At 48.3% G+C, this 19,489-nt stretch carries 13 protein-coding genes and 2 tRNA genes; 12 read left to right on the forward strand and 3 right to left on the reverse strand.

The window, feature by feature from the left end; genetic code table 11:
- Position 1 precedes the first annotated feature (1 nt).
- The 6 genes from ACN0T0_RS04380 to ACN0T0_RS04405 all read left to right on the forward strand — a co-directional run bounded on the left by ACN0T0_RS04380 (position 2) and on the right by ACN0T0_RS04405 (position 5,747).
- Positions 2-78: transfer RNA gene (locus tag ACN0T0_RS04380), tRNA-Arg, on the forward strand.
- Between the two features lie 65 nt (positions 79-143).
- A tRNA-Arg gene (locus ACN0T0_RS04385) sits at positions 144-220 on the forward strand.
- A 418-nt stretch (positions 221-638) separates the two neighbouring features.
- Positions 639-2,096: a tRNA uracil 4-sulfurtransferase ThiI gene (gene thiI / locus ACN0T0_RS04390; RefSeq protein ID WP_417223705.1), complete on the forward strand. Its 1,458-nt coding sequence runs from the start codon at positions 639-641 to the stop codon at positions 2,094-2,096.
- A 258-nt stretch (positions 2,097-2,354) separates the two neighbouring features.
- Positions 2,355-2,594 (forward strand): OadG family protein, encoded by a 240-nt coding sequence (locus ACN0T0_RS04395; RefSeq protein ID WP_417223707.1) that lies wholly within the window; start codon positions 2,355-2,357, stop codon positions 2,592-2,594.
- Positions 2,595-2,653: 59 nt separating this feature from the next.
- Positions 2,654-4,432 (forward strand): sodium-extruding oxaloacetate decarboxylase subunit alpha, encoded by a 1,779-nt coding sequence (gene oadA / locus ACN0T0_RS04400; RefSeq protein ID WP_417223709.1) that lies wholly within the window; start codon positions 2,654-2,656, stop codon positions 4,430-4,432.
- A 13-nt stretch (positions 4,433-4,445) separates the two neighbouring features.
- The gene (locus ACN0T0_RS04405; protein ID WP_417223711.1) at positions 4,446-5,747 is read left to right on the forward strand and encodes a sodium ion-translocating decarboxylase subunit beta; all 1,302 of its coding nucleotides are present in this window, start codon (positions 4,446-4,448) and stop codon (positions 5,745-5,747) included.
- Positions 5,748-5,883: 136 nt separating this feature from the next.
- On the opposite strand, the gene ACN0T0_RS04410 is transcribed toward ACN0T0_RS04405, so the two are convergent.
- Complete coding sequence (locus ACN0T0_RS04410) at positions 5,884-6,807, reverse strand: histone deacetylase family protein (protein WP_417223712.1); 924 nt, start codon at positions 6,805-6,807, stop codon at positions 5,884-5,886.
- A gap of 316 nt (positions 6,808-7,123) precedes the next feature.
- On the opposite strand from ACN0T0_RS04410, the gene ACN0T0_RS04415 reads away from it, so the two are divergent.
- Both ACN0T0_RS04415 and ACN0T0_RS04420 read left to right on the forward strand, forming a co-directional pair.
- Complete coding sequence (locus ACN0T0_RS04415; protein ID WP_417223714.1) at positions 7,124-8,749, forward strand: response regulator; 1,626 nt, start codon at positions 7,124-7,126, stop codon at positions 8,747-8,749.
- A 122-nt stretch (positions 8,750-8,871) separates the two neighbouring features.
- Complete coding sequence (locus ACN0T0_RS04420; RefSeq protein ID WP_417223716.1) at positions 8,872-9,051, forward strand: hypothetical protein; 180 nt, start codon at positions 8,872-8,874, stop codon at positions 9,049-9,051.
- 109 nt (positions 9,052-9,160) lie between these two features.
- Here the strand turns inward: ACN0T0_RS04420 and ACN0T0_RS04425 are convergent, their stop codons facing one another.
- Together ACN0T0_RS04425 and ACN0T0_RS04430 are read right to left on the reverse strand one after the other, a co-directional pair.
- Positions 9,161-12,235, reverse strand: a complete 3,075-nt coding sequence (locus ACN0T0_RS04425; protein WP_417223717.1) for an efflux RND transporter permease subunit — start codon at positions 12,233-12,235, stop codon at positions 9,161-9,163.
- Positions 12,236-13,321: an efflux RND transporter periplasmic adaptor subunit gene (locus tag ACN0T0_RS04430; protein WP_417223719.1), complete on the reverse strand. Its 1,086-nt coding sequence runs from the start codon at positions 13,319-13,321 to the stop codon at positions 12,236-12,238.
- A gap of 214 nt (positions 13,322-13,535) precedes the next feature.
- Here ACN0T0_RS04430 and ACN0T0_RS04435 point away from each other — a divergent pair, with 214 nt between their 5' ends.
- From ACN0T0_RS04435 to ACN0T0_RS04450, 4 genes are all read left to right on the forward strand, one after another.
- A complete protein-coding gene (locus ACN0T0_RS04435; RefSeq protein WP_417223721.1) occupies positions 13,536-14,420 on the forward strand; it encodes a LysR family transcriptional regulator in 885 nt (294 codons plus the stop codon).
- A 112-nt stretch (positions 14,421-14,532) separates the two neighbouring features.
- On the forward strand, positions 14,533-15,189 hold the full coding sequence (locus ACN0T0_RS04440; protein WP_417223722.1) for a hypothetical protein: 657 nt from the start codon (positions 14,533-14,535) through the stop codon (positions 15,187-15,189).
- 40 nt (positions 15,190-15,229) lie between these two features.
- Entirely contained in the window at positions 15,230-16,378 is a 1,149-nt protein-coding gene (locus tag ACN0T0_RS04445; RefSeq protein WP_417223723.1) for an exonuclease SbcCD subunit D, read from the forward strand.
- Positions 16,375-19,434, forward strand: a complete 3,060-nt coding sequence (locus tag ACN0T0_RS04450; RefSeq protein WP_417223725.1) for an AAA family ATPase — start codon at positions 16,375-16,377, stop codon at positions 19,432-19,434. Before ACN0T0_RS04445 ends, ACN0T0_RS04450 begins: the two co-directional genes overlap by 4 nt.
- Positions 19,435-19,489: the final 55 nt, after the last annotated feature.

Genomic DNA, 19,489 nt, shown 5'->3' on the forward strand with positions numbered 1-19,489 from the left:
AGCGCCCGTAGCTCAGCTGGATAGAGTACCTGGCTACGAACCAGGCGGTCGCACGTTCGAATCGTGCCGGGCGCACCACCTAAATAAATGTGTATGTTTAAACTGATTGATTGTTTCATCTGCTTAAAAATATTACCTGATACGCGCCCGTAGCTCAGCTGGATAGAGTACCTGGCTACGAACCAGGCGGTCGCACGTTCGAATCGTGCCGGGCGCACCAGCTAATATATTTTTTCAAATAAGGCTTGATTGGTTTTGAAGTACGAATTGTAAATAATTCGTACAGATACTGTCTAAGTTCTTCCTTAATGATTCTATCGCTTTTAAGTTTTCATCGTATTATCAGATTCTAAATCGCTTCTATAAAAGACTATCCAGAATTGTTCATTTTGTGTTTTTCATAAAGACACTTATCTTATCAATATCTCCTGTATTTCATTTCTGTACTTTTCTAAAGATAAAGGTGTGGCCCTGTAATATTGCCGCTGAATAGGCTCTTAGGCGTTTTTGTTTTCTCTATGGCCGTTAACGGTAGCACTCATTTGCGATATCAGAGGTAAACATCACTGTATGAATTTTGTCCCCTCCTCGCAGCAATGTATAATGGCCGGCCTTTTAACCCTGCGCAGATGTAAACCATGAAATTTATTGTCAAACTCTTTCCTGAAATCACGATCAAGAGCAAGCCTGTTCGTAAGCGCTTTATCCAGCGTCTGCAATCGAATCTGCAGGTGACACTGAAGCGTATCGATAATGATATTAAAGTGCGGGGTTTATGGGATCGGGTTGAAGTTGAGTTGCCATCTGCCGATGCAGAGCTGAGAGCACAGGCCATTGAGTTGATGACCTGTACACCGGGGATTCAGCACATCCTTGAAGTGGATCAATACCCACTGGGTGAATTTGAAGATGTATTTCAGATTGCTAAGTCAGTCTATGCTGAGCAGGTTAAAGGAAAAACCTTTGTTGTGCGCATCAAGCGGGGCGGCAAGCATAGTTTTAAATCCGTTGATTTGGAACGCTATATTGGCGGCGGTTTGCTGCAGCATTGCGATACTAAAGGTGTCGACCTTCACAATCCAGAGGTGACTGTGAAGCTGGAGATACGCGATGAGCACCTGTTTTTGATCTCTCATCAGCATAAAGGTTTGGGTGGCTATCCTTTAGGCACTCAAGAGGATGTCATTTCACTGATTTCTGGTGGTTTCGATTCAGTGGTTGCCAGTTATATGACCATGCGTCGAGGTAGTAAGACCCACTTTCTGTTTTTTAATTTGGGTGGTCGGGCTCATGAGATTGGTGTAAAGCAGATTGCACTCTATCTGTGGCAGAAATATGGCAGTGCTTCTCGGGTTAAGTTTATCTCAGTACCATTTGATGAGGTGGTGGGTGAGATACTGCAGAACGTACATCACACGCATATGGGCGTGATTTTAAAACGGATGATGATGAGGGCTGCTGAAAAAGTCGCGGACCGTATGAAGTTGCCTGCGCTGGTAACCGGCGAAAGTATTGCTCAGGTCTCAAGTCAGACCCTGGTTAATCTTCAGGTGATCGATTCAGTCACCTCTAAGCTTGTCGTGCGACCGCTGATCACCATGGATAAGCAGGATATTATCGATATCACCAAAACTATCGGCGCTTATGATTTTGCTAAAAATATCCCTGAATATTGTGGTGTTATTTCCGATCGTCCAACGACAAATGCTAAGATGGAGCGTATCGAAGAGGAAGAGGCCAATTTTGATTACGACGTGTTAACTCAAGCGTTAGACAATACTCAGGTCATTACTATCGATAAGATTGTCGAAGATATTAATGTGCATACCACGATCGAGGCGTTAACCCGGGTTGGTGAGCACCAAAAGATAATCGATATTCGTCATAGCCGTGAGCAAGAACGCAAACCGTTGAATATGCCAAAGGCTGAAGTGTTGTTGATTCCCTTCTTTGACCTTGAAACAAAATTTCAAGAATTGGATCAAGGCCATGAATACCTGCTTTACTGTGATAAGGGTGTAATGAGCCAGATGCATGCCCAGAACCTACAGGATAAGGGTTATCAGAACGTAAAAGTCTATCGTCCTGAAGGTTAAAAAGGTAAAAGCTGAAGTGCGTTAATTGGCGTATTTTCGATGTTTTTTGTAGTTTATTTACAGACGTTTGCGGCAGTTTTTATACGCTAATTATTCTTTAAGCAGTTGCCTGAAACGCATAATTCAGGTTTAATTGTTGACCGTTTATTAACTGTTCATCTGTTCTGTTGCAACCGGATCCTCTCTTCCGAGGACGAGATGCGGCCACAAGCCGGCAACGGACATATGGGTTTCGTACAAAGAAGGAGCACCCGTTAGATGGATAATCTAATGTCAGAAGGCCTGAGTTTGATGGTCTTTGGTATGGGATTCGTTTTCGTATTCCTGACCCTGTTGGTTTTCGCGACAGGCTTTATGTCGAAGCTGGTGACCAAGATTGCACCTGAGGCGCCACCTCAGCCTGCAAAAGCAAAGCCAGCAGCTGTTGCAGCCGCCGCAGGAAATGATGAGCTGATCGCAGTAATGACTGCCGCAGTGCATCAGTTCCGCAAGCATTGAGTTGCAGCCAAAACCAAATATTTATTTAAAGAGCATTAATCGACAAAAGGCCTATACCCATGTCTGATAAAAAACCTCTTGGCATTACCGATGTAGTACTTCGGGACGCGCATCAGTCTCTGTTTGCTACCCGCATGCGCATTGACGACATGCTGCCAATCGCTGAGAAACTGGATAAAGTTGGTTTCTGGTCCCTAGAAAGCTGGGGTGGAGCTACCTTTGATTCCTGCATTCGTTATATCGGCGAAGATCCTTGGGATCGTATCCGCGAACTCAAAAAAGCTATGCCGAATACCCAGCAGCAGATGCTACTGCGTGGTCAAAACCTGTTGGGTTACCGTCACTATGCAGACGATGTAGTCAGTAAGTTTGTTGAGCGTGCCGCTACTAACGGTGTTGATGTATTCCGTATCTTTGATGCGATGAACGATCCACGTAACTTAGAAACCGCCATTAAAGCGGTTAAACAAAGTGGCAAGCACGCACAGGGCACCATCTCTTATACTAAGAGTGTTGTACACACCATTGATATGTGGGTTGAGTACGCTAAAACACTGGAAGATATGGGTGCTGAATCCATCGCGATTAAGGATATGTCCGGTATCCTGACACCTTATGATGCCTTTGATCTTGTGTCTCGCTTGAAAGCACAAACCGACCTTGAAGTTCAGTTGCACGCGCATGCGACGTCTGGTTTGTCTGACATGACGATTTTGAAAGCGGTTGAAGCGGGTATTGACCGGGTCGATACGGCTATTTCCTCAATGTCTATGACTTATGGTCATACAGCAACTGAATCGGTGGTTGCAGCCTTGGCTGGAACTGACCGTGATACGGGTCTTGACCTGTTGCAACTGGAAGAGATCGCAGCTTACTTCCGTGAAGTACGCAAAAAATACGCTAAATTTGAAGGCTCCTTACGGGGTACTGATTCCCGTATTCTAGTCGCTCAGGTACCCGGTGGTATGCTGACCAATATGGAAAGCCAGCTACGTGAACAGGGCGCATCTGACAAGTTCGATGAGGTGTTAGCTGAGATTCCACGGGTACGTGAAGACCTTGGTTTGATTCCACTGGTTACTCCGACGTCACAGATCGTGGGTACACAGGCGGTCATCAACGTCCTGATGGGCGAGCGTTACAAAACCATCTCTAAAGAAGTTCAGGGGATTCTTAAGGGTGAGTATGGCGCAGCGCCAGCACCTTACAATGCAGAACTGCAGGCTCGCGTACTTGAAGGTGGCGAAGCCATCACTTGTCGTCCGGCTGATCTGCTTGAATCCGAAATGGACAAGTTGGTAACAGAGTTGAAGGCGTTGGCGACTGAGAAAGGTGTTAGCCTAGCCGCCGGTGAGAACGAAATTGATGATGTTCTAACCTATGCGCTGTTCCCACAAATTGGTCTTAAATTCCTTGAAAATCGCGGTAACCCTGACGCATTTGAACCCGCACCTACATTAGAGGACGCCCTAGCAATGGCTGCACCTAAGAATACTGGTCCACAGACTTACACTATTAATGTTAATGGTCAGAACTACGTTGTTCAGGTTTCTGAAGGCGGCGATATCACCGCCGCAGCACCAGCAGCGGCGCCTGCGGCTGCAGCAGCACCGGCAGCAGGCCCTGTAGAGTCTGTTCCTGCTCCACTGGCTGGTAACATCTGGAAAGTAATTGTTTCTCCAGGTCAGACAGTTCAAGAAGGTGATGTGTTAGTGATTCTGGAAGCGATGAAGATGGAAACCGAGATTCGAGCAGCACGTGCCGGTTCTGTTTCTACTATCGATGTTAAAGAAGGCGACACTGTACAGGTTGGTGACAGTCTGCTGACTCTGGTGTAAGGGCGGATTCTAAATGGATAAGCTAATGGACCTCTGGCACGCGTCAGGGGTATACAATGTGACGCCAGGTCAGGTCTTTATGATTCTGATCGGCCTGTTACTTTTGTTTCTTGCGATTCGTAAGAACTTTGAGCCTTTACTGTTAGTGCCGATTGGTTTCGGTGGCATCATGGCCAATATCCCGGAAGCGGGTTTGGCGATGTCTGCAGTTGAGAATGCCATCCATCTGGGTGGCCCTGAAATGTTGCAGACCTTAGCTGCTGCCTTGAATATTGGTAGTGCCGAGCCGGAAGCGGTAACGCACGCCTATCATGCAGCGGATGCAGCTACCCATACAGCAGCGGTTTATGCGGCAAACGATCATGGCTTTAATAACGGTATGTTGTATAACTTCTATACCGTTGCGATTGCTTCAGGTGCCGCACCTCTTCTGATCTTTATGGGCGTAGGCGCGATGACCGACTTTGGTCCGTTGCTGGCGAATCCAAAAACATTGTTCCTTGGCGCTGCAGCACAGTTTGGTATTTTTGCCACCGTGCTAGGGGCCGTAAGTCTGACGACTTTGGGGGTCATGGATTTCACCATTCAGGATGCTGCGGCAATCGGTATTATCGGTGGTGCGGATGGCCCGACGGCGATCTATGTGGCGTCTTTGCTGGCACCTGATCTGCTCGGTGCGATAGCGGTAGCGGCCTACTCCTATATGGCATTGGTGCCTATGATTCAGCCGCCGATTATGCGTGCGCTGACCACTGAAGCCGAACGTAAGATTGCCATGGTTCAGTTGCGGCATATCTCTAAGCCTGAAAAGATCATGTTCCCTATCGTATTGTTGATTTTGGTTGCCTTGTTGCTACCGGATGCGGCACCACTATTGGGTATGTTCTGTTTCGGTAACCTGATGCGAGAGTGTGGTGTGGTTGATCGTTTGAGCGATACGGCTCAGAACGCTTTGATTAACATCGTGACCATTTTCTTAGGCTTGTCAGTCGGTTCTAAACTGTCTGCGGATAAGTTCCTTGATCTGCAAACCTTGGGTATTCTGTTGTTGGGTGTTGTTGCATTCGGTATCGGTACTGCCTGCGGTGTACTGATGGCGAAGATTATGAACAAAATGGCCGGTGGTAATTCAATCAATCCATTGATTGGTTCTGCTGGGGTATCTGCGGTGCCGATGGCTGCGCGGGTGTCCAATAAGCTGGGTCTTGAGGCTAACTCTCAAAACTTCTTGTTGATGCATGCGATGGGACCGAACGTAGCCGGTGTTATCGGTTCAGCGGTGGCTGCAGGTGTGATGATCAAATTCGTAGGCTAGACCTTCGATACTAAAAAAACCGCCTCCGGGCGGTTTTTTTGTTTTTAGACTAAGTCGTTTGAAGTGATTTGGAGTGAATTAGGCGCTGGGTTTACTCGATGTTGTCTGTTAGCCCGCCGGAACGGGCTGTGGTGCGTTAATATCCGGCTAACACTTCTAAGTGTGCCTGTACGCTAAACGCCAGTGAGACAGGGTTGTAGCCGCCCTCAAGCACGGAGACGATTCGCCCACCGCAGGTGGTACGGGCAGCATCCATTAATAATTGGGTCGCCCAGCGGAAGTCCTCTTCCGTCAGGTTGAGGTCGGCCATGGGGTCTTCATGGTGAGCATCGAAGCCTGCGGAGATAAACAGAATATCGGGCTTATGCTGTTGTATGGCCGGCAGCCAGACCTTTTCTAATTTTTCACGGAAAACTGACGCCCGGGTGTGGGCTTCGATAGGGCAGTTGACGATATTGTCCCGTTGGATATCGGCATAGCGTTCTGGATAGTAGGGGTGCTGAAAGGTCGAGCATACTAATACTTCAGGCTTATCTTTGAAAATATCGACTGTGCCATTACAGTGATGTACATCAAAATCGACAATGGCCACCCGGTTAACATTGGGTTGCAGCAACGCATGCATAGCACCGATGGCAACATTGTTAAAAAAACAAAACCCCATGGCTGCATTGTGTTCAGCATGGTGGCCGGGCGGGCGTACGGAGCAAAAAGCATTATCGACTTTTTCTGCGAGTACCTGGTTAGTCGCTAAAATAGCAGAACCCGCCGCGAGGCTAGCGGCATGTAAGGAATCAGGGCACAACGCGGTATCTTCGTCGGCGTAGAACACGCCTTCTACCGGCACTTTCATTTCTAGCCGTTTTTGGTGCAGATTAGCATGGGCCAGTTGGATCTGCTCAGGGGTCACATGAACTGACTCCATCTGTTTTAGATGCTCAATCAACCCGGTCTTCTGCAGAACTTTTTGAATCGCCAGTAGACGAATAGGGCTATCTGGGTGTTCCGGCCCCATATTGTGCAGACCATGGTCAAGATGAGTAATAAATGCAGTAGTCATATCTGATCAGATTCTTTTATTTATATTTAGTTTACTGGAATAACACTGTGGCAGCGCTTAGTCAAAAGTTGTAGGTAATAAATATCGAACCCGGTCTACCGTTGATCTATGTCAGTACCTTGTTGCCCGGAAGACTATATTATTCTTTCCACAGCATAGAACTGTATTTAGCACCGAGTGTTTCACCCTACACCCGGTGCTTTTTTTTGTCTGCATGAAACAGATCCCGTTTTGGTATGTTTTCCCTTTCTCCTTGGGCACGTGGCTCTTATACTTGACTGAACTCAGTTTTAAGACAAGGTAAGCCGTGGCCGCTGTGCGTAACAACTCAACCGATATCCGGATCGACTATACGGACAAGCATGTTCTGTTAATCGACAGCAGCGGTAATATGCGGGCAACGATCTACTATATGTTGCGCGAGCTGGGTATCGGCAATGTTAAAGCCGTGACCATCAATGACAAGATTATTCCGTTTATCGCGCAAAACGATTTTGATGTCATTCTGTTGGGGCATAACGCGAGTGATAGTGTCACGGGAATTGAAATCTTGGAAGAGGCACGCTTTCGTGGCTACATCAAACCGAGTGCTGCTTGGGTGTGTATGACCAGTGATTCATCCCAAGAAGTGGTGCTCCACGCCATTGATAGTCACCCCGATGACCTGATTACCAAGCCGTTTTCGATAGAAGAACTGAAATACCGACTCGACCATATTATGCGTCGCAAACAGGCATTGCGGCCCGTGGATCTGGCGATCGAGTCTGGCGCACGTTATCAGGCCCTACAGATCTGCGAAGCGTTGATCGATCGGCAGCACCCGGAATATAACCACCTGCAAAAAGTACGCGGTACTCTGCTGTTGGACCTCGGAGAATATGAGAAGGCGCGTGAGCTTCTTGATGGTATTTATTGGGAATCTCGGGATAAAGAGGCAGGGCTTTATCTCTGTCGCGCCTATTGCGGTTTAGATGATCTGACCGCCGCAGAACAATTACTGCAAGAATTGATTAGTGATAACCCTTTGTTGATCGCCGCTTATGATCTGTTAGCTGAAGTCCATGAAAAAATGGGAGACTTGGTACAGGCCCGTGAAACACTCAAAGAAGCGACTACCCGCGCACCTTTAGGGATACCGCGGCAGATGGAGTTAGGGCGGGTTGCGATTCAGACTCAGGAGCTGGATCTGGCCAAAGGAGCCTATCGACGTTCGATTTCGTTAGGTAAGCACAGTTGTTATCGTTCCGCTGAACCCTATCTCAAGCTGGCTAATCTACGGCGTATGGAAGTCAAAAGTAGTGATGATAATACCCAAGAGCAGATCGAGCGAGAGGTTGATGGGCTGCTGATTAGTGCCCGTAAACAGTTTCCCACGGACAGAGAAGCTGAGGTGCGGTCATTTCTTATTCGTAGTCAGATGGCTGAAGATCTTGATGATGATAACGAAAAGGAACGTTTTCTACGGGATGCCAAACTGATTAATCGTGAGTTAGATAATCCCATTGATATCGACCGTGAACTGTTAGTGATGTCGGGTGAGGCGTTGCCGGTGCTGGAGAAAGTTCAACCCGTGACTGCACAGCAGGATGCTCAGGTTAAGCAGCTCAATCCGGATATGAGTGATAAAGCCAATCGGCTGGGTATTAAACACTACCTATCGGGCAAGATCGGGCTGGCGATCAAATCGTTCGGTGCAGCGGTAGATTTCGATTTTAATAATAAAGCAGCGGTTTTAAATCTAGCTCAACTGTTTCTCGAAACCGCCCGTGATGGCACTGACCGTCGTGAAGGGCGACTGAAGATGGTCGATCGTTATCTTAATCTGGTCGAGCATGCTGTCATGGCGCCTGATCTGGATAATAAGAAACGCTTGCTGCAAAAGTACCGAGCTACTCCTTTGGCTGAACTTCCTCCTTCCTCCCTCGGCCCGCTGCTAAAGTAGTTTGTTGATAGCGCTGATATCGCCCGTTCAATCACCAGGTAAAAACCGAATATTGATAGCACCGAGAAAATGATAGTATGGGCACCGTCTCTGTTCATTTATCTGTATTTTAAGGCTCTGCTATGCTGCTTCATAATCGCAATATCATTCGTGTCGCCAAGGGTGACAGTGTCGCTAACTGCATCATTGTAAAAATGTGTTATGACTATGCTGTCGTTAAGTTTGAAGGTAAAGAATACCGTATCGCTTATGATGTGATCGATGAAGTGGTAGGGCACGAGCTGTTGGTCAGCATTGAATAACCGAGCGGATTTCAGCCTTGCGCTGTTGTTAGCTTAGCTCGATTGTCGGTTTCAAGTTTTGCTTTAGGCGGATGACACCCCGTTAGGTTAGGTGTCATCCGTTTTTAGCTTATTGGTTAGCTCGTGCTGGGCGAGGTATGCGATAGACCATGGTGTAAAGGACTGGTACCACGATCAATGTCAGAATCGTCGCAAAGCCCAGGCCAAACATGATGGTGACCGCCATCGATTTAAAGAACACATCGAATAGTAGTGGGATCATCCCCAGGATGGTTGTAATGGCCGCCATGGCCACGGGTCGCACCCGGCTGATAGCCGAATGGAAGACCGCTAAATAAGGCTCCTTACCCTGAGATAGCTCGAGGTTGATCTGATCAACCAGGACAATACCATTCTTAATCAGCATGCCTGACAGGCTGAGTAAACCGAGTAGCGCCATAAAGCTAAACGGCGCATTCATGACCAATAAGCCAAACGATACCCCGATGAGTGCCAACGGTACGGTCGCCCAAATAACCAAGGGTGCTCGTACCGAATTAAACAGCAGTACCGTAATGATAAACATGCACAGATAACCCAGTGGTAAGCCACCGAACAGCGCTGCTTGGGCATCACTAGATGATTCATATTCGCCGCCCCATTCGAGTGTATAACCCGGTGGTAATGGAATCGCTTCAATGCCTGGACGAACCCGGTTGAACAGGGTAGCGGCGGTTTCATCGCCGAGTACATCGTGATCGGCCATTACCGTAATCGTGCGCTTACGGTCTCGGCGAATAATCAGCGAATCTTCCCAGTCTGTTTTAAAGCCGTTGGTTACCTGTGTAATGGGTACATAAGCGTTAGTGGCCTGACTGTAGACTTGCAGCTCTGGTAGGCTGTCAATCGTTAGACGCTCTGCCTGAGGGGCTCTGGCGATAATCGGCAGTAATTTAGTGCCTTCGCGGTAGAGGCCAACCTGTTGCCCTGAGAAGGTGGTCAGTAGTAAGGTATCGATATCTTGTTTGCTGATACCAACGCGGCGAGCCATCGCTTCATTAAATTGGGGCCGAATGACTTTGCTCCGTTGACGCCAATCGTGACGAATATTGCGTGCCCCAGGATCGGCCTTTAAGAGTGTGACAGCCTCGCTGGCTAAACGCCGCAATTCATCCGGATCAGGGCCACTGAAGCGAGCTTCGATCTTGGCATCGGTGGATGGACCAATTTCCATGCGCTTGATTTTAAACTGTGCCTGTGGGTAGTTAGCGTTCATATGCGCTCTTAGATCGGTCATTACGCTGGGCAATGCATCTCTATCTTGCACCCGAATAATAAGCTGGCCAAAGGCCGCATAGGATTTTTCCGGTGCATAGGTCAGCATAAAGCGTGGTGCGCCTCGTCCGGTGGTACTGGTTACCTGTTCAACCTGTTTGTGCTGCAGTAGATAACGCTGAATCGACTCGACATCCGCTTGGGTTTCACGGATATCAGAACCCTGATAACGCCAGTAATCCAGATAAAACATCGGTGTATTAGATGGCGGAAAGAACGATTGTTTTACCTGACTGAAGCCCATGATCGCTGTAGCAAACAACACCACCATCATGATAACGGTGAGAAGACGAAAACGCATGCAGAGGTGTAACAGCGCTTTATAGACCGTAAATATAACCCCTTGATAAAGCTCGGCATCAGTTTCGTCGGTATTGCACACGGTGGCATTTTCTTTAAACATCAGGTCGGCGAAAAACGGCGTGAGGGTGATCGCGGTTACCCAGCTGAGCAGCAGTGAGATCAGCAACACCCAAAACAGACTGCCGGCAAATTCCCCTGAGGCATCTGCGGACAAACCAATCGGCGCAAATGCCGTAATCGCAATCACGGTGGCCCCTAGCAGCGGTAGATTCGTCTGGCGAGTAATCTCTAATGCGGCTTGGAGCTTTGTTTGGCCTTTCTTGAGACCAATGAGAATCCCTTCAGTAATGACGATGGCGTTATCCACTAACATACCTAACGCAATAATCAGTGCACCTAGGGATATTCGCTGTAGCTCGATATCAAATAGCTTCATAAAAATAAAACTACCGAATACGGTTAACAGCAAAATCAGACCGATCAGTACGCCACTTTTTAGCCCCATAAAGATCAGTAGTACGGCAATGACAATCGCGACGGCTTCCACCAGACTCAGCATGAACGACTGCATCGAGTTATCCACCTCTGCCGGTTGGTTATAGACGCTGCTCACTTCCATACCGATAGGGCGCACATATTCGAGCTCGGCCATGCGCTCTTTAACCGTTTGGCCGATCTCAATCACGTTAACTCCGCTGCTGAAAGAGATGCCGACTAATAACGCCTGATGGTTGTTGTAGTTAATGATGTTCTTCGGCACTTCGGCATAGGCGCGACTGATACTGGCGACATCTCCTAGGTACACCAACTGCGAGGTGCCTGGGTTGGATACTAACAATCCTTCCAGCTCTTTGACGCTATTGAACTCACCGGTGGGGTGTAAGCGGATATATTCACTATCGACTTTAATGCTACCGGCATTTGATACTTGATTCTGAGTCTGTAGTAATTCATAGATACGGTTAGCGGGGATGCCCAGCGCTGAAAGCTTGCTACGGGCAATCTCAACCACGACTTCTTCTTGCTGTTCACCGGCGACAGTGACTTTGCCCACTCCTTTGATTAGCACCAATTCGCGGCGGAGATAGTCGACATAGTCTTTCAGCTCTTCATATGAATAACCATCGCCATTGACCGCCAGTAAGACGCCGTAGACATCACCAAATTCATCTAGCACCGTTGGCGTAGCGACGCCGGGGGGCAGCTGGCCTTCAAGGTCATTGACCTTGCGTCGCAACGCATCCCAGATCTGTTGCAGATCATCTTTGCGATAGGTGCTTTTCATCTCAATAATAATCTGCGATAAACCGGCCGATGAGATCGAAGTAACGTAATCCACATAAGGTAGTTGTTGCACGGCATTTTCAAGCGGGTAGGTGACTTCCTCTTCAACCTGTTTGGGAGATGCGCCCGGATAGGCGGTGGTAATCATCGCTTGTTTGATCGTGTAAGAGGGGTCTTCTAAACGGCCTAACGCGTTATAGGCAATGATCCCGCCGACCAAGAGCAAGAGTGTGAACATCCAGCTGGTGACGGGGCGTTTAATCGAGTACTCGGTCAGCTTCATTTACAGACCTCCCTCTCTGTTCCAAGGACGCACCTGTTGACCTTCGGTTAAGAAGTTAGCACCAACGGCCACTACCTGATCACCGGGTTCGATACCGCTTTCAATCACAATGCCTTGCTGGGTGATTTCGCCCACGGTTACTGTTGCTTGATGTACTTGCTGGGTTTGTGGGTCATACTTCCAGATAAACCGCTGACTATCTGTCAGCGGTGCGCCTTCAGCGACAAATACCGCGCCGACGGGCAGCATCAGACGGGTATTGTTGAGATCGGTCACTTTTGATAGATCGATCTGAATACTGGCCGCCATCCCCGGTAAAACATTAAAGGAGGTGGGGGTCGGCATAGAGAATACCACCTTGTAGGTCAGCGTTGAGGGATCGGCTTGGGTATCCCACTCTTTAACGTCGACCAGGAAGTGTTGATCCGGGTGAGTGTCGAAGACGACAGTTGGCTGATAGCCGGTATCGGCTCTTACCCGTGAGATAATGTTTTCCGGCATCTGAATAGTGATGTCGATTTGATCGCTAGTTTGTAACAGCAATACGGTCTGTTTAGCCTGAATATTTTCATGTTTTTCGACATCGACTTTAGCAATAGTGCCGCTGAAGGGAGCACGCAGGTAAGTGTATTCCAGATCTGTTTTGGCCACATTGTATGAGGTTAATGCCACTTTGAGTTCAGCGCTGGCTTCATCGTAGTTGGATTGCGAGATGAGCTTGCGTTCGAACATCGTTTTGGCCCGTTCAAACTGCGAGCGGGCGAGTTCATAGCGAGCCTGACGGTCATCGAGTGATAACTTGTAATCTTTTTGATCTAGCCGCGCTAGAACCTGTCCTTTACTGACTTTATTACCGGGTCGTACGAGTACTTGTGATATCTGTCCGCTCACCCGGAAGGCAAGCTTAGCACCACCATTGGCTTCAACTTCGGCGGGAAAGCTACGCACATCGGTTAAAGTGGGATTTGTTACCTGAAATATCTTTGCCGGGCGAATAAGGTCAGGGGCTGGGGCGACGTCACTGCTGTCACTACAACCGGTTAGGGCAACGAGTAAGACCAGAAAAGAGATCGATGAAACCTGCATGCAAAACCTCTGAAGATGTTTTCGATGAATAAAACCGGATGACGGTTTTTATCGATTGAATAGCGAAAGTGTTTGCCTCTGTGTCGAAACGGATTATAACCGTCGGTACTTTGGCATGCGCGGCGTAATATTCGCCATTGAACGATGAAATATATGTCAGACTCTGGTTAAATAATATTCATTATTTTTTACCAAGATGTTAAATATAATTTATATGACATTAGATCAGTTACGTACCCTCAGTAAAATTGTCGAATGCGGCTCCCTTAAACTGGCGGCTGAGAGTCTGCATAAGACTCAGCCAGCTCTCTCGATGGCGATAAAAAAGCTCGAAGAGGAGTATGGTTTTAAGATTCTTAACCGCGACAGTTATCGACTGAGTTTGACCGAGGAGGGACGATCTTTCTACCGTAAAGCTCAGGAGTTGTTGTTAACAAGCCAGCAGCTTGGTTCACTTGGACAGCATCTGGGCGCCGGTAATGAGCCGTTAATCCGTTTTGCATTGGATCAAGCCTGCCCTTATTCACAGATTTTGAATGTGCTCAAACAGTGCCAACAGCAATATCCGTTGACGGAATTCAAAGTCTTTGAGAAATCCCGCTTTGGGGCCTTAGAGATGTTACAAACCGGTCAAGCGGATCTTGTGGTTAGCCCTTGGTGGCCGACGCTTTATGCAGCGGGTGATTTTGATACGCTGCAGATTGGTCATTTTAATATCTTGCTGGTCGCCGCCCCCGAGCTATTTCCTATGGGCGTGAGCCATTCTGAGCAGCTAAAGTCACAGGTACACTTAACAGTTGAAACCAGTATTTTTAGGTTTGATTCGGATAGTATTATGTTGGACAAAGGGGTTCGTAAGTGGAAAGCGCAGGACGGTTTTACCGTCAAACAACTGCTGCTGGCCGGGCTAGGTTGGGGCTATGTGCCTGAACATTTGATTACCCATGAGCTTGAGCGGGGGGAGTTGGTGCGCTTAACGCCTAAAGATATTGAGTACAGTGTATCCGGTGAGGTGCGCTTAATTCGTAGTCTTGAGGTGAGTTTAGGGCCTGTGGCCAGCATGATATGGCATTCTTTTTCGCAGGGGGCGCATGCCTAAAGCTGGGCAGGGGTAGACATAGGGCATGTGGTCTCTGTTAGGGTGTCAGGTATTAGCTAAATAGTACTTTCCGTTAACATTGGCAAAGATGGACTTTTTAACAGGAGGTTATATGGCTTACAGGGAGCTTAAACAGAAGCATAGGGCATTGCGCGAGGTCTTTCATACTAATCTGTCGTTGCGCACCCATCGAGCTTTAAGCTGGTTAGACCGGGCAGAGCAGAGTGCCGGTGATTTGGATGCGCAATTTATTTTTCTCTGGATAGCCTTCAATGCCGCCTATGCGACCGATATTGACGAACAATACCGCTCAACAGAGAAAGGTATGTTTGAGTCCTTCTTTAAAAAGCTGGTGGACCTCGACAGTGAAGATCGCTTGTATCATCTGGTGTGGGCTGAATTTTCCAGTTCTATTCGGGTGTTGCTTGATAATCAGTATATTTTCCAACCCTTTTGGGATTCTCACAACGGTAAGGTTCCAGAAGATGAATGGAAGCAGCGTTTTCAGCTGTCGAAGCGCAAAGCCGCCAATGCGCTGGGCAATCGCGATACCGTACAGGTGTTGTCGGTGGTGTTTAGACGCATCTATACGCTGCGTAATCAGATCATTCATGGCGGTTCAACCTGGAGTAGTCAGGCTAATCGCAGCCAGTTAAATGACTGTACCGCCTTGTTATTTAAAGTCATTCCCGTTCTTATTGATTTGATGATGGATCACCCGGAACAGCTCTGGGGGGATGCTTTTTACCCGTTTCTCGCGGATGATTGAGTACTATAATGGCGCGATGATTGGTGCATGGACACAGTGAATGAAATTTATACATACCTCGGATTGGCATATTGGCCGCTTGTTTCAGAACATCTCGCTGCTGGATGATCAACTCTATGTGTTACAGCAGCTAAAGCGTTATGCGATTGAGCATCAGATAGATGCGCTGGTGGTTGCCGGCGATATATTCGACCGTTCGGTGCCCCCCGCCGATGCGGTGGATGCGTTGAATTGTTTTTTAGATGAATTCACCCGCGCGTTAAATATCCCGGTGATCATGATTTCGGGCAATCATGATAGTGCTAAACGGCTGCGTTTTGGCGCTCAATATATGCAAGACTCAGGGGTCTATATATTGAGTGATATCCATAACATCGAAACGCCGATAGAGGTTACCTCCGGCGATCAGTTAGTGCGTTTTTATGGCATTCCCTATCACGATCCGGTTGAAGTGAGGGAGGCATTTGACTGTGATGTGCGTAGCTATGATGAGGCGCACACTTACCTGGTCGATAAAATTAAACCGCAGTTAGCCAACGGCATTCCCTCGGTGCTAATCAGTCACTGCTTTATCGATGGCGCACAGGAATCAGACTCGGAACGTCCTCTGTCGATTGGTGGTGCCGACCGGGTCAGTTATGAGCCGTTATCTGATTTTAGCTATGTAGCCTTGGGACACCTGCACGGGCCGCAATATAAAGGCCATGAGCATATTCGTTATTCGGGCTCGTTGATGAAATATTCGTTTTCCGAATATAAGCAGTCAAAGGGGGTAACGCTGGTGGAGATATCGCCAACCGGAGAGGCCTCATATGAACACTTGCCACTGCAGCCCAAACGAGAGCTAAGGGTTCTTGAAGGTGAGCTGGAAACGATTATAGAGCAGGGGCGAACAGATGAAAAAAACGATGACTATTTACTGGTTAAGCTGACCGATAGCAAAGATATATTAGACCCTATGGGACAATTACGGGCGGTGTACCCTAATGTCCTGCAATTAGAGCGGTTAAGTTTTGCCGTTAGCAGCGGTAATCGTCTAGTCACTGACCTTGGTAATCGAAAAACCGAACTGGAAGTGTTCGATGATTTTTTTGAGCAGGTAATGGGGGAAGGGTTGTCTGAGGCGCAAACTGAGCTGTTGAGCGAAACCATTAATGAAGCAAAAAACCTATTGGCGGGTATGGAATGAAACTGCAAACACTTGAGCTTCAGGCCTTTGGCCCCTTTGCCGGTAAGGAAGTGATTCATTTTGATGCGTTAGGCGATAATCCATTGTTCTTGATCGATGGGCCGACGGGCGCGGGAAAATCGTCCATTTTGCATGGTATCTGTTATGCCCTCTATGGTGAGACGACCGATTCTGAACGTAAAGATCAAGGGTTGCGATGTGATTTTGCCGCTGGAGAATCCCTCACTAGCGTAACCCTAACATTCAAGATTAAAGATCGTCGTTATCGTATCACCCGAGTGCCAACTCAGATGCGTCCAGCCAAGCGCGGCGATGGTGAAACGGAAGAGAAAGCCTCAGCACATTTAAGAGAGGTGTTAGAGGATGGCACAGAAACAACCTTAGTGGCGAAAAAGAAAAAAGATGCCGATGAGCGTATTCGCGAGATCGTCGGGTTGACGGCAGAACAGTTTCGGCAGGTCATGGTATTACCGCAGGGTAAATTCCGAGAACTCTTGTTGGCAAAATCAGATGATCGACAAACCATACTTTCGACTCTATTCGAAACCGGCTTATACAAGCAGATTGAACTGCTGTTAAAAGATAAAGCCGGCAATATTGAGCGGGAGAACAAAGCGTTTGAGCTGCGAATTGATGATGCTTTAGCCGATGTCGGTGTCAATAGTCTGGAAGCGCTGCTGGAAAAGCGACAGGCAGAAGAGGAACGACTAACTCTAGCGACAGCGCAGAAACAGCAGTGTACGGCGGTGTTGCAACGTCAGCAGCATCAAGCCACCGCCGCCCAAGAGATTAAGAGTCGCTTTGAACAACGAGCGGGGTTAAAAACGCAGCTTGCGCAAAAGCAGGCTGAGGTTGAGAACATCAATAAGATTCGCCGGGCTATTGTTCAAGGCGATGCGGCCTTTGATATAGCACCGTTGTGGCGTGATGCACAAAACAGTCAGAAAAATGTTATGGAGCAGCGCGGCGCGGTTGCTCTCATTGAACAACAACGTGTCAACGCTGCACATCAGACGCAGATAACGGCGGCTGAGTTAGTTGCGGCGACCAGCCGTTATAGCCAGCGGGATGGCTTAATCTCGCAGGCGCAACGTCTTAGCGATTATCAGGCGCAACTGAGCGGTTATGAACAGATACAGGTGCGGCTGAGCCAAACAGTACAACATGAACAGCAATGTCTGCGTGAAAAAGCGCAACAAAAGGCTCAGTATCAAACACTAATCGAGCAGATTAAGGGCCATAAAGACGCAATAGAGCAACGTCAGCAACGGCTACAGAATAAAGCGAATATCGTGCAGTCGATCCATACAGCTAAGGAAATTTTTGAACAGCGAAAAGCGTTGGATGAACAGCAAACGCTGCGACAGAGCCTAGAGACTAAAACGGCTGAGGCTGGGCGTCAGCGTGATTTAGCCAAAAGGCAGTACCAGACAGCCGAACAACACGCCGATCAACTTGAGATGCGTTGGTTTAGTAGTCAGGCAGCTATTCTGGCGGCAAAGCTCGAACAAGATGTTCCTTGCCCGGTATGCGGTAGCATTGAGCATCCATCCCCGGCGTCCTTTGAGTCGGATGCTGCTTCTGTGGATAAAGAAGGGGTCGAATTGGCGCGCCAGCAACAAAAGGCGCAGCAGAACACTTACAATCTCAGTGAGAAAAACTATCAGGATGCGCTGCGCTTGCTGCAAGAGTGTGAACAGCAGGTTCAACTGCTTATCGGTCAGCTAGGCGATCTAGCATCGCTTGAGTTAGATCATTTTAAGCAGCAGTTGTCCGCGCTTGAAACTCAGCTTCAGCAGACTGACCAAGATGAGCAACAGCTTGCTGCCTTAAGACAAACCTTGAACCGGGATGAACAGGCTTTAACGGTCTTAAACGATGTTATTACACAGCAGGAAGAGCACCTGCGTCAGGCGAGTGCCAAGCATGCTGCGGCACAGGCTGCGCTGGTGGCGGCGGAGAAAAATCTGCCGGATGAATATCGTGATTTAACGACCCTTAATCAAGCTTTAACTCAGGTGCAGCAGCAGATCGAGCTGTTAGAAAGGGATTATGGCTCCGCTCAGGCGAAGGATAAGGAGCAACAACAAATACTGTCTGCATTCGGGGTTAGGTTAGAAGAAGCCGGTATACAGCTATCTAAACTGACTGATCAGGCGCAATTGGCGGCAGCTGCGTGGGAGCAAGCACTGCAGGAGAGGTTTGCTTCTCAGGCTGCGTTTGATGACGCCCTGTTGGATCGAGAACAGCTTAAAGCGCTGCGTCAGACAGTTGCCGATTATGATGATTTGGTTAAACAGCTCGCGACTCAGATCGATATGCTGGACGCTGCGCTAGAGGGTAAAGCCCAACCGGATCTTGACGCTATATCGGGTGCGGTTGAGCAGGCTGAGGCTGAATTCACTTTAGCGGATCAAGCGTGGATTGACAGCAAGACTGCGCTGGCTCGACTCAAAGGTGTGGAAAGTAAAATCGCCGAGATTAAACGGCGCCAACAAAGTATCCGTCAAAAATATGAAGTCGTCGGGGCGCTATCAAAAGCCGCATCGGGCCAAGGTAATGTGAGAGTGAGTCTCGAACGTTTTGTGCTGGGGACTCTACTGGATACGGTGTTAAGTGTAGCGAGTCAGCGGTTACACCTAATGAGTAAAGGGCAGTATCGTTTGGTGCGGCAGAATGAGCAGGCGCAAAAGCGTAATGTCACCGCAGGGCTTGATCTCGCTATTGATGATGCTTTTACCGGCAAGGTGCGTCCGGTGGCAACGCTGTCGGGCGGCGAGTCATTTATGGCGTCGCTATCCCTCGCGCTGGCGTTATCCGATGTCGTGCAGCAGCGTTCGGGGGGAATTCAATTGGATACACTGTTTATCGATGAAGGCTTTGGTAGCTTAGATCAAGAGTCTTTACAGTTAGCCATCAATGCCTTGATCGACTTACAGTCTACGGGGCGTGCCATCGGTATTATCTCCCATGTATCTGAATTGAAAGAGCAGATGGCATTGCGCATTGATGTGATTGGCTCACGGGAGGGTAGTACGGTGCGCGTGGTTACCTAACTCTCCGGGGTATGACAGGATAGGGGGAGTTTGTCCCCTATCTTTAAAGTTCGTA

The organism is Amphritea sp., from assembly GCF_048266285.1.
In the GTDB taxonomy this organism is placed as follows: Bacteria; Pseudomonadota; Gammaproteobacteria; order Pseudomonadales; family Balneatricaceae; genus Amphritea.

Coding starts and splice junctions, on each gene's coding strand:
- thiI (WP_417223705.1), top strand. CDS start 639: ATGAAATTTATTGTCAAACTCTTTCCTGAAATCACGATCAAGAGCAAG.
- ACN0T0_RS04395 (WP_417223707.1), top strand. CDS start 2,355: ATGGATAATCTAATGTCAGAAGGCCTGAGTTTGATGGTCTTTGGTATG.
- oadA (WP_417223709.1), top strand. CDS start 2,654: ATGTCTGATAAAAAACCTCTTGGCATTACCGATGTAGTACTTCGGGAC.
- ACN0T0_RS04405 (WP_417223711.1), top strand. CDS start 4,446: ATGGATAAGCTAATGGACCTCTGGCACGCGTCAGGGGTATACAATGTG.
- ACN0T0_RS04410 (WP_417223712.1), bottom strand. CDS start 6,807: ATGACTACTGCATTTATTACTCATCTTGACCATGGTCTGCACAATATG.
- ACN0T0_RS04420 (WP_417223716.1), top strand. CDS start 8,872: ATGCTGCTTCATAATCGCAATATCATTCGTGTCGCCAAGGGTGACAGT.
- ACN0T0_RS04425 (WP_417223717.1), bottom strand. CDS start 12,235: ATGAAGCTGACCGAGTACTCGATTAAACGCCCCGTCACCAGCTGGATG.
- ACN0T0_RS04430 (WP_417223719.1), bottom strand. CDS start 13,321: ATGCAGGTTTCATCGATCTCTTTTCTGGTCTTACTCGTTGCCCTAACC.
- ACN0T0_RS04435 (WP_417223721.1), top strand. CDS start 13,536: ATGACATTAGATCAGTTACGTACCCTCAGTAAAATTGTCGAATGCGGC.
- ACN0T0_RS04440 (WP_417223722.1), top strand. CDS start 14,533: ATGGCTTACAGGGAGCTTAAACAGAAGCATAGGGCATTGCGCGAGGTC.
- ACN0T0_RS04445 (WP_417223723.1), top strand. CDS start 15,230: ATGAAATTTATACATACCTCGGATTGGCATATTGGCCGCTTGTTTCAG.
- ACN0T0_RS04450 (WP_417223725.1), top strand. CDS start 16,375: ATGAAACTGCAAACACTTGAGCTTCAGGCCTTTGGCCCCTTTGCCGGT.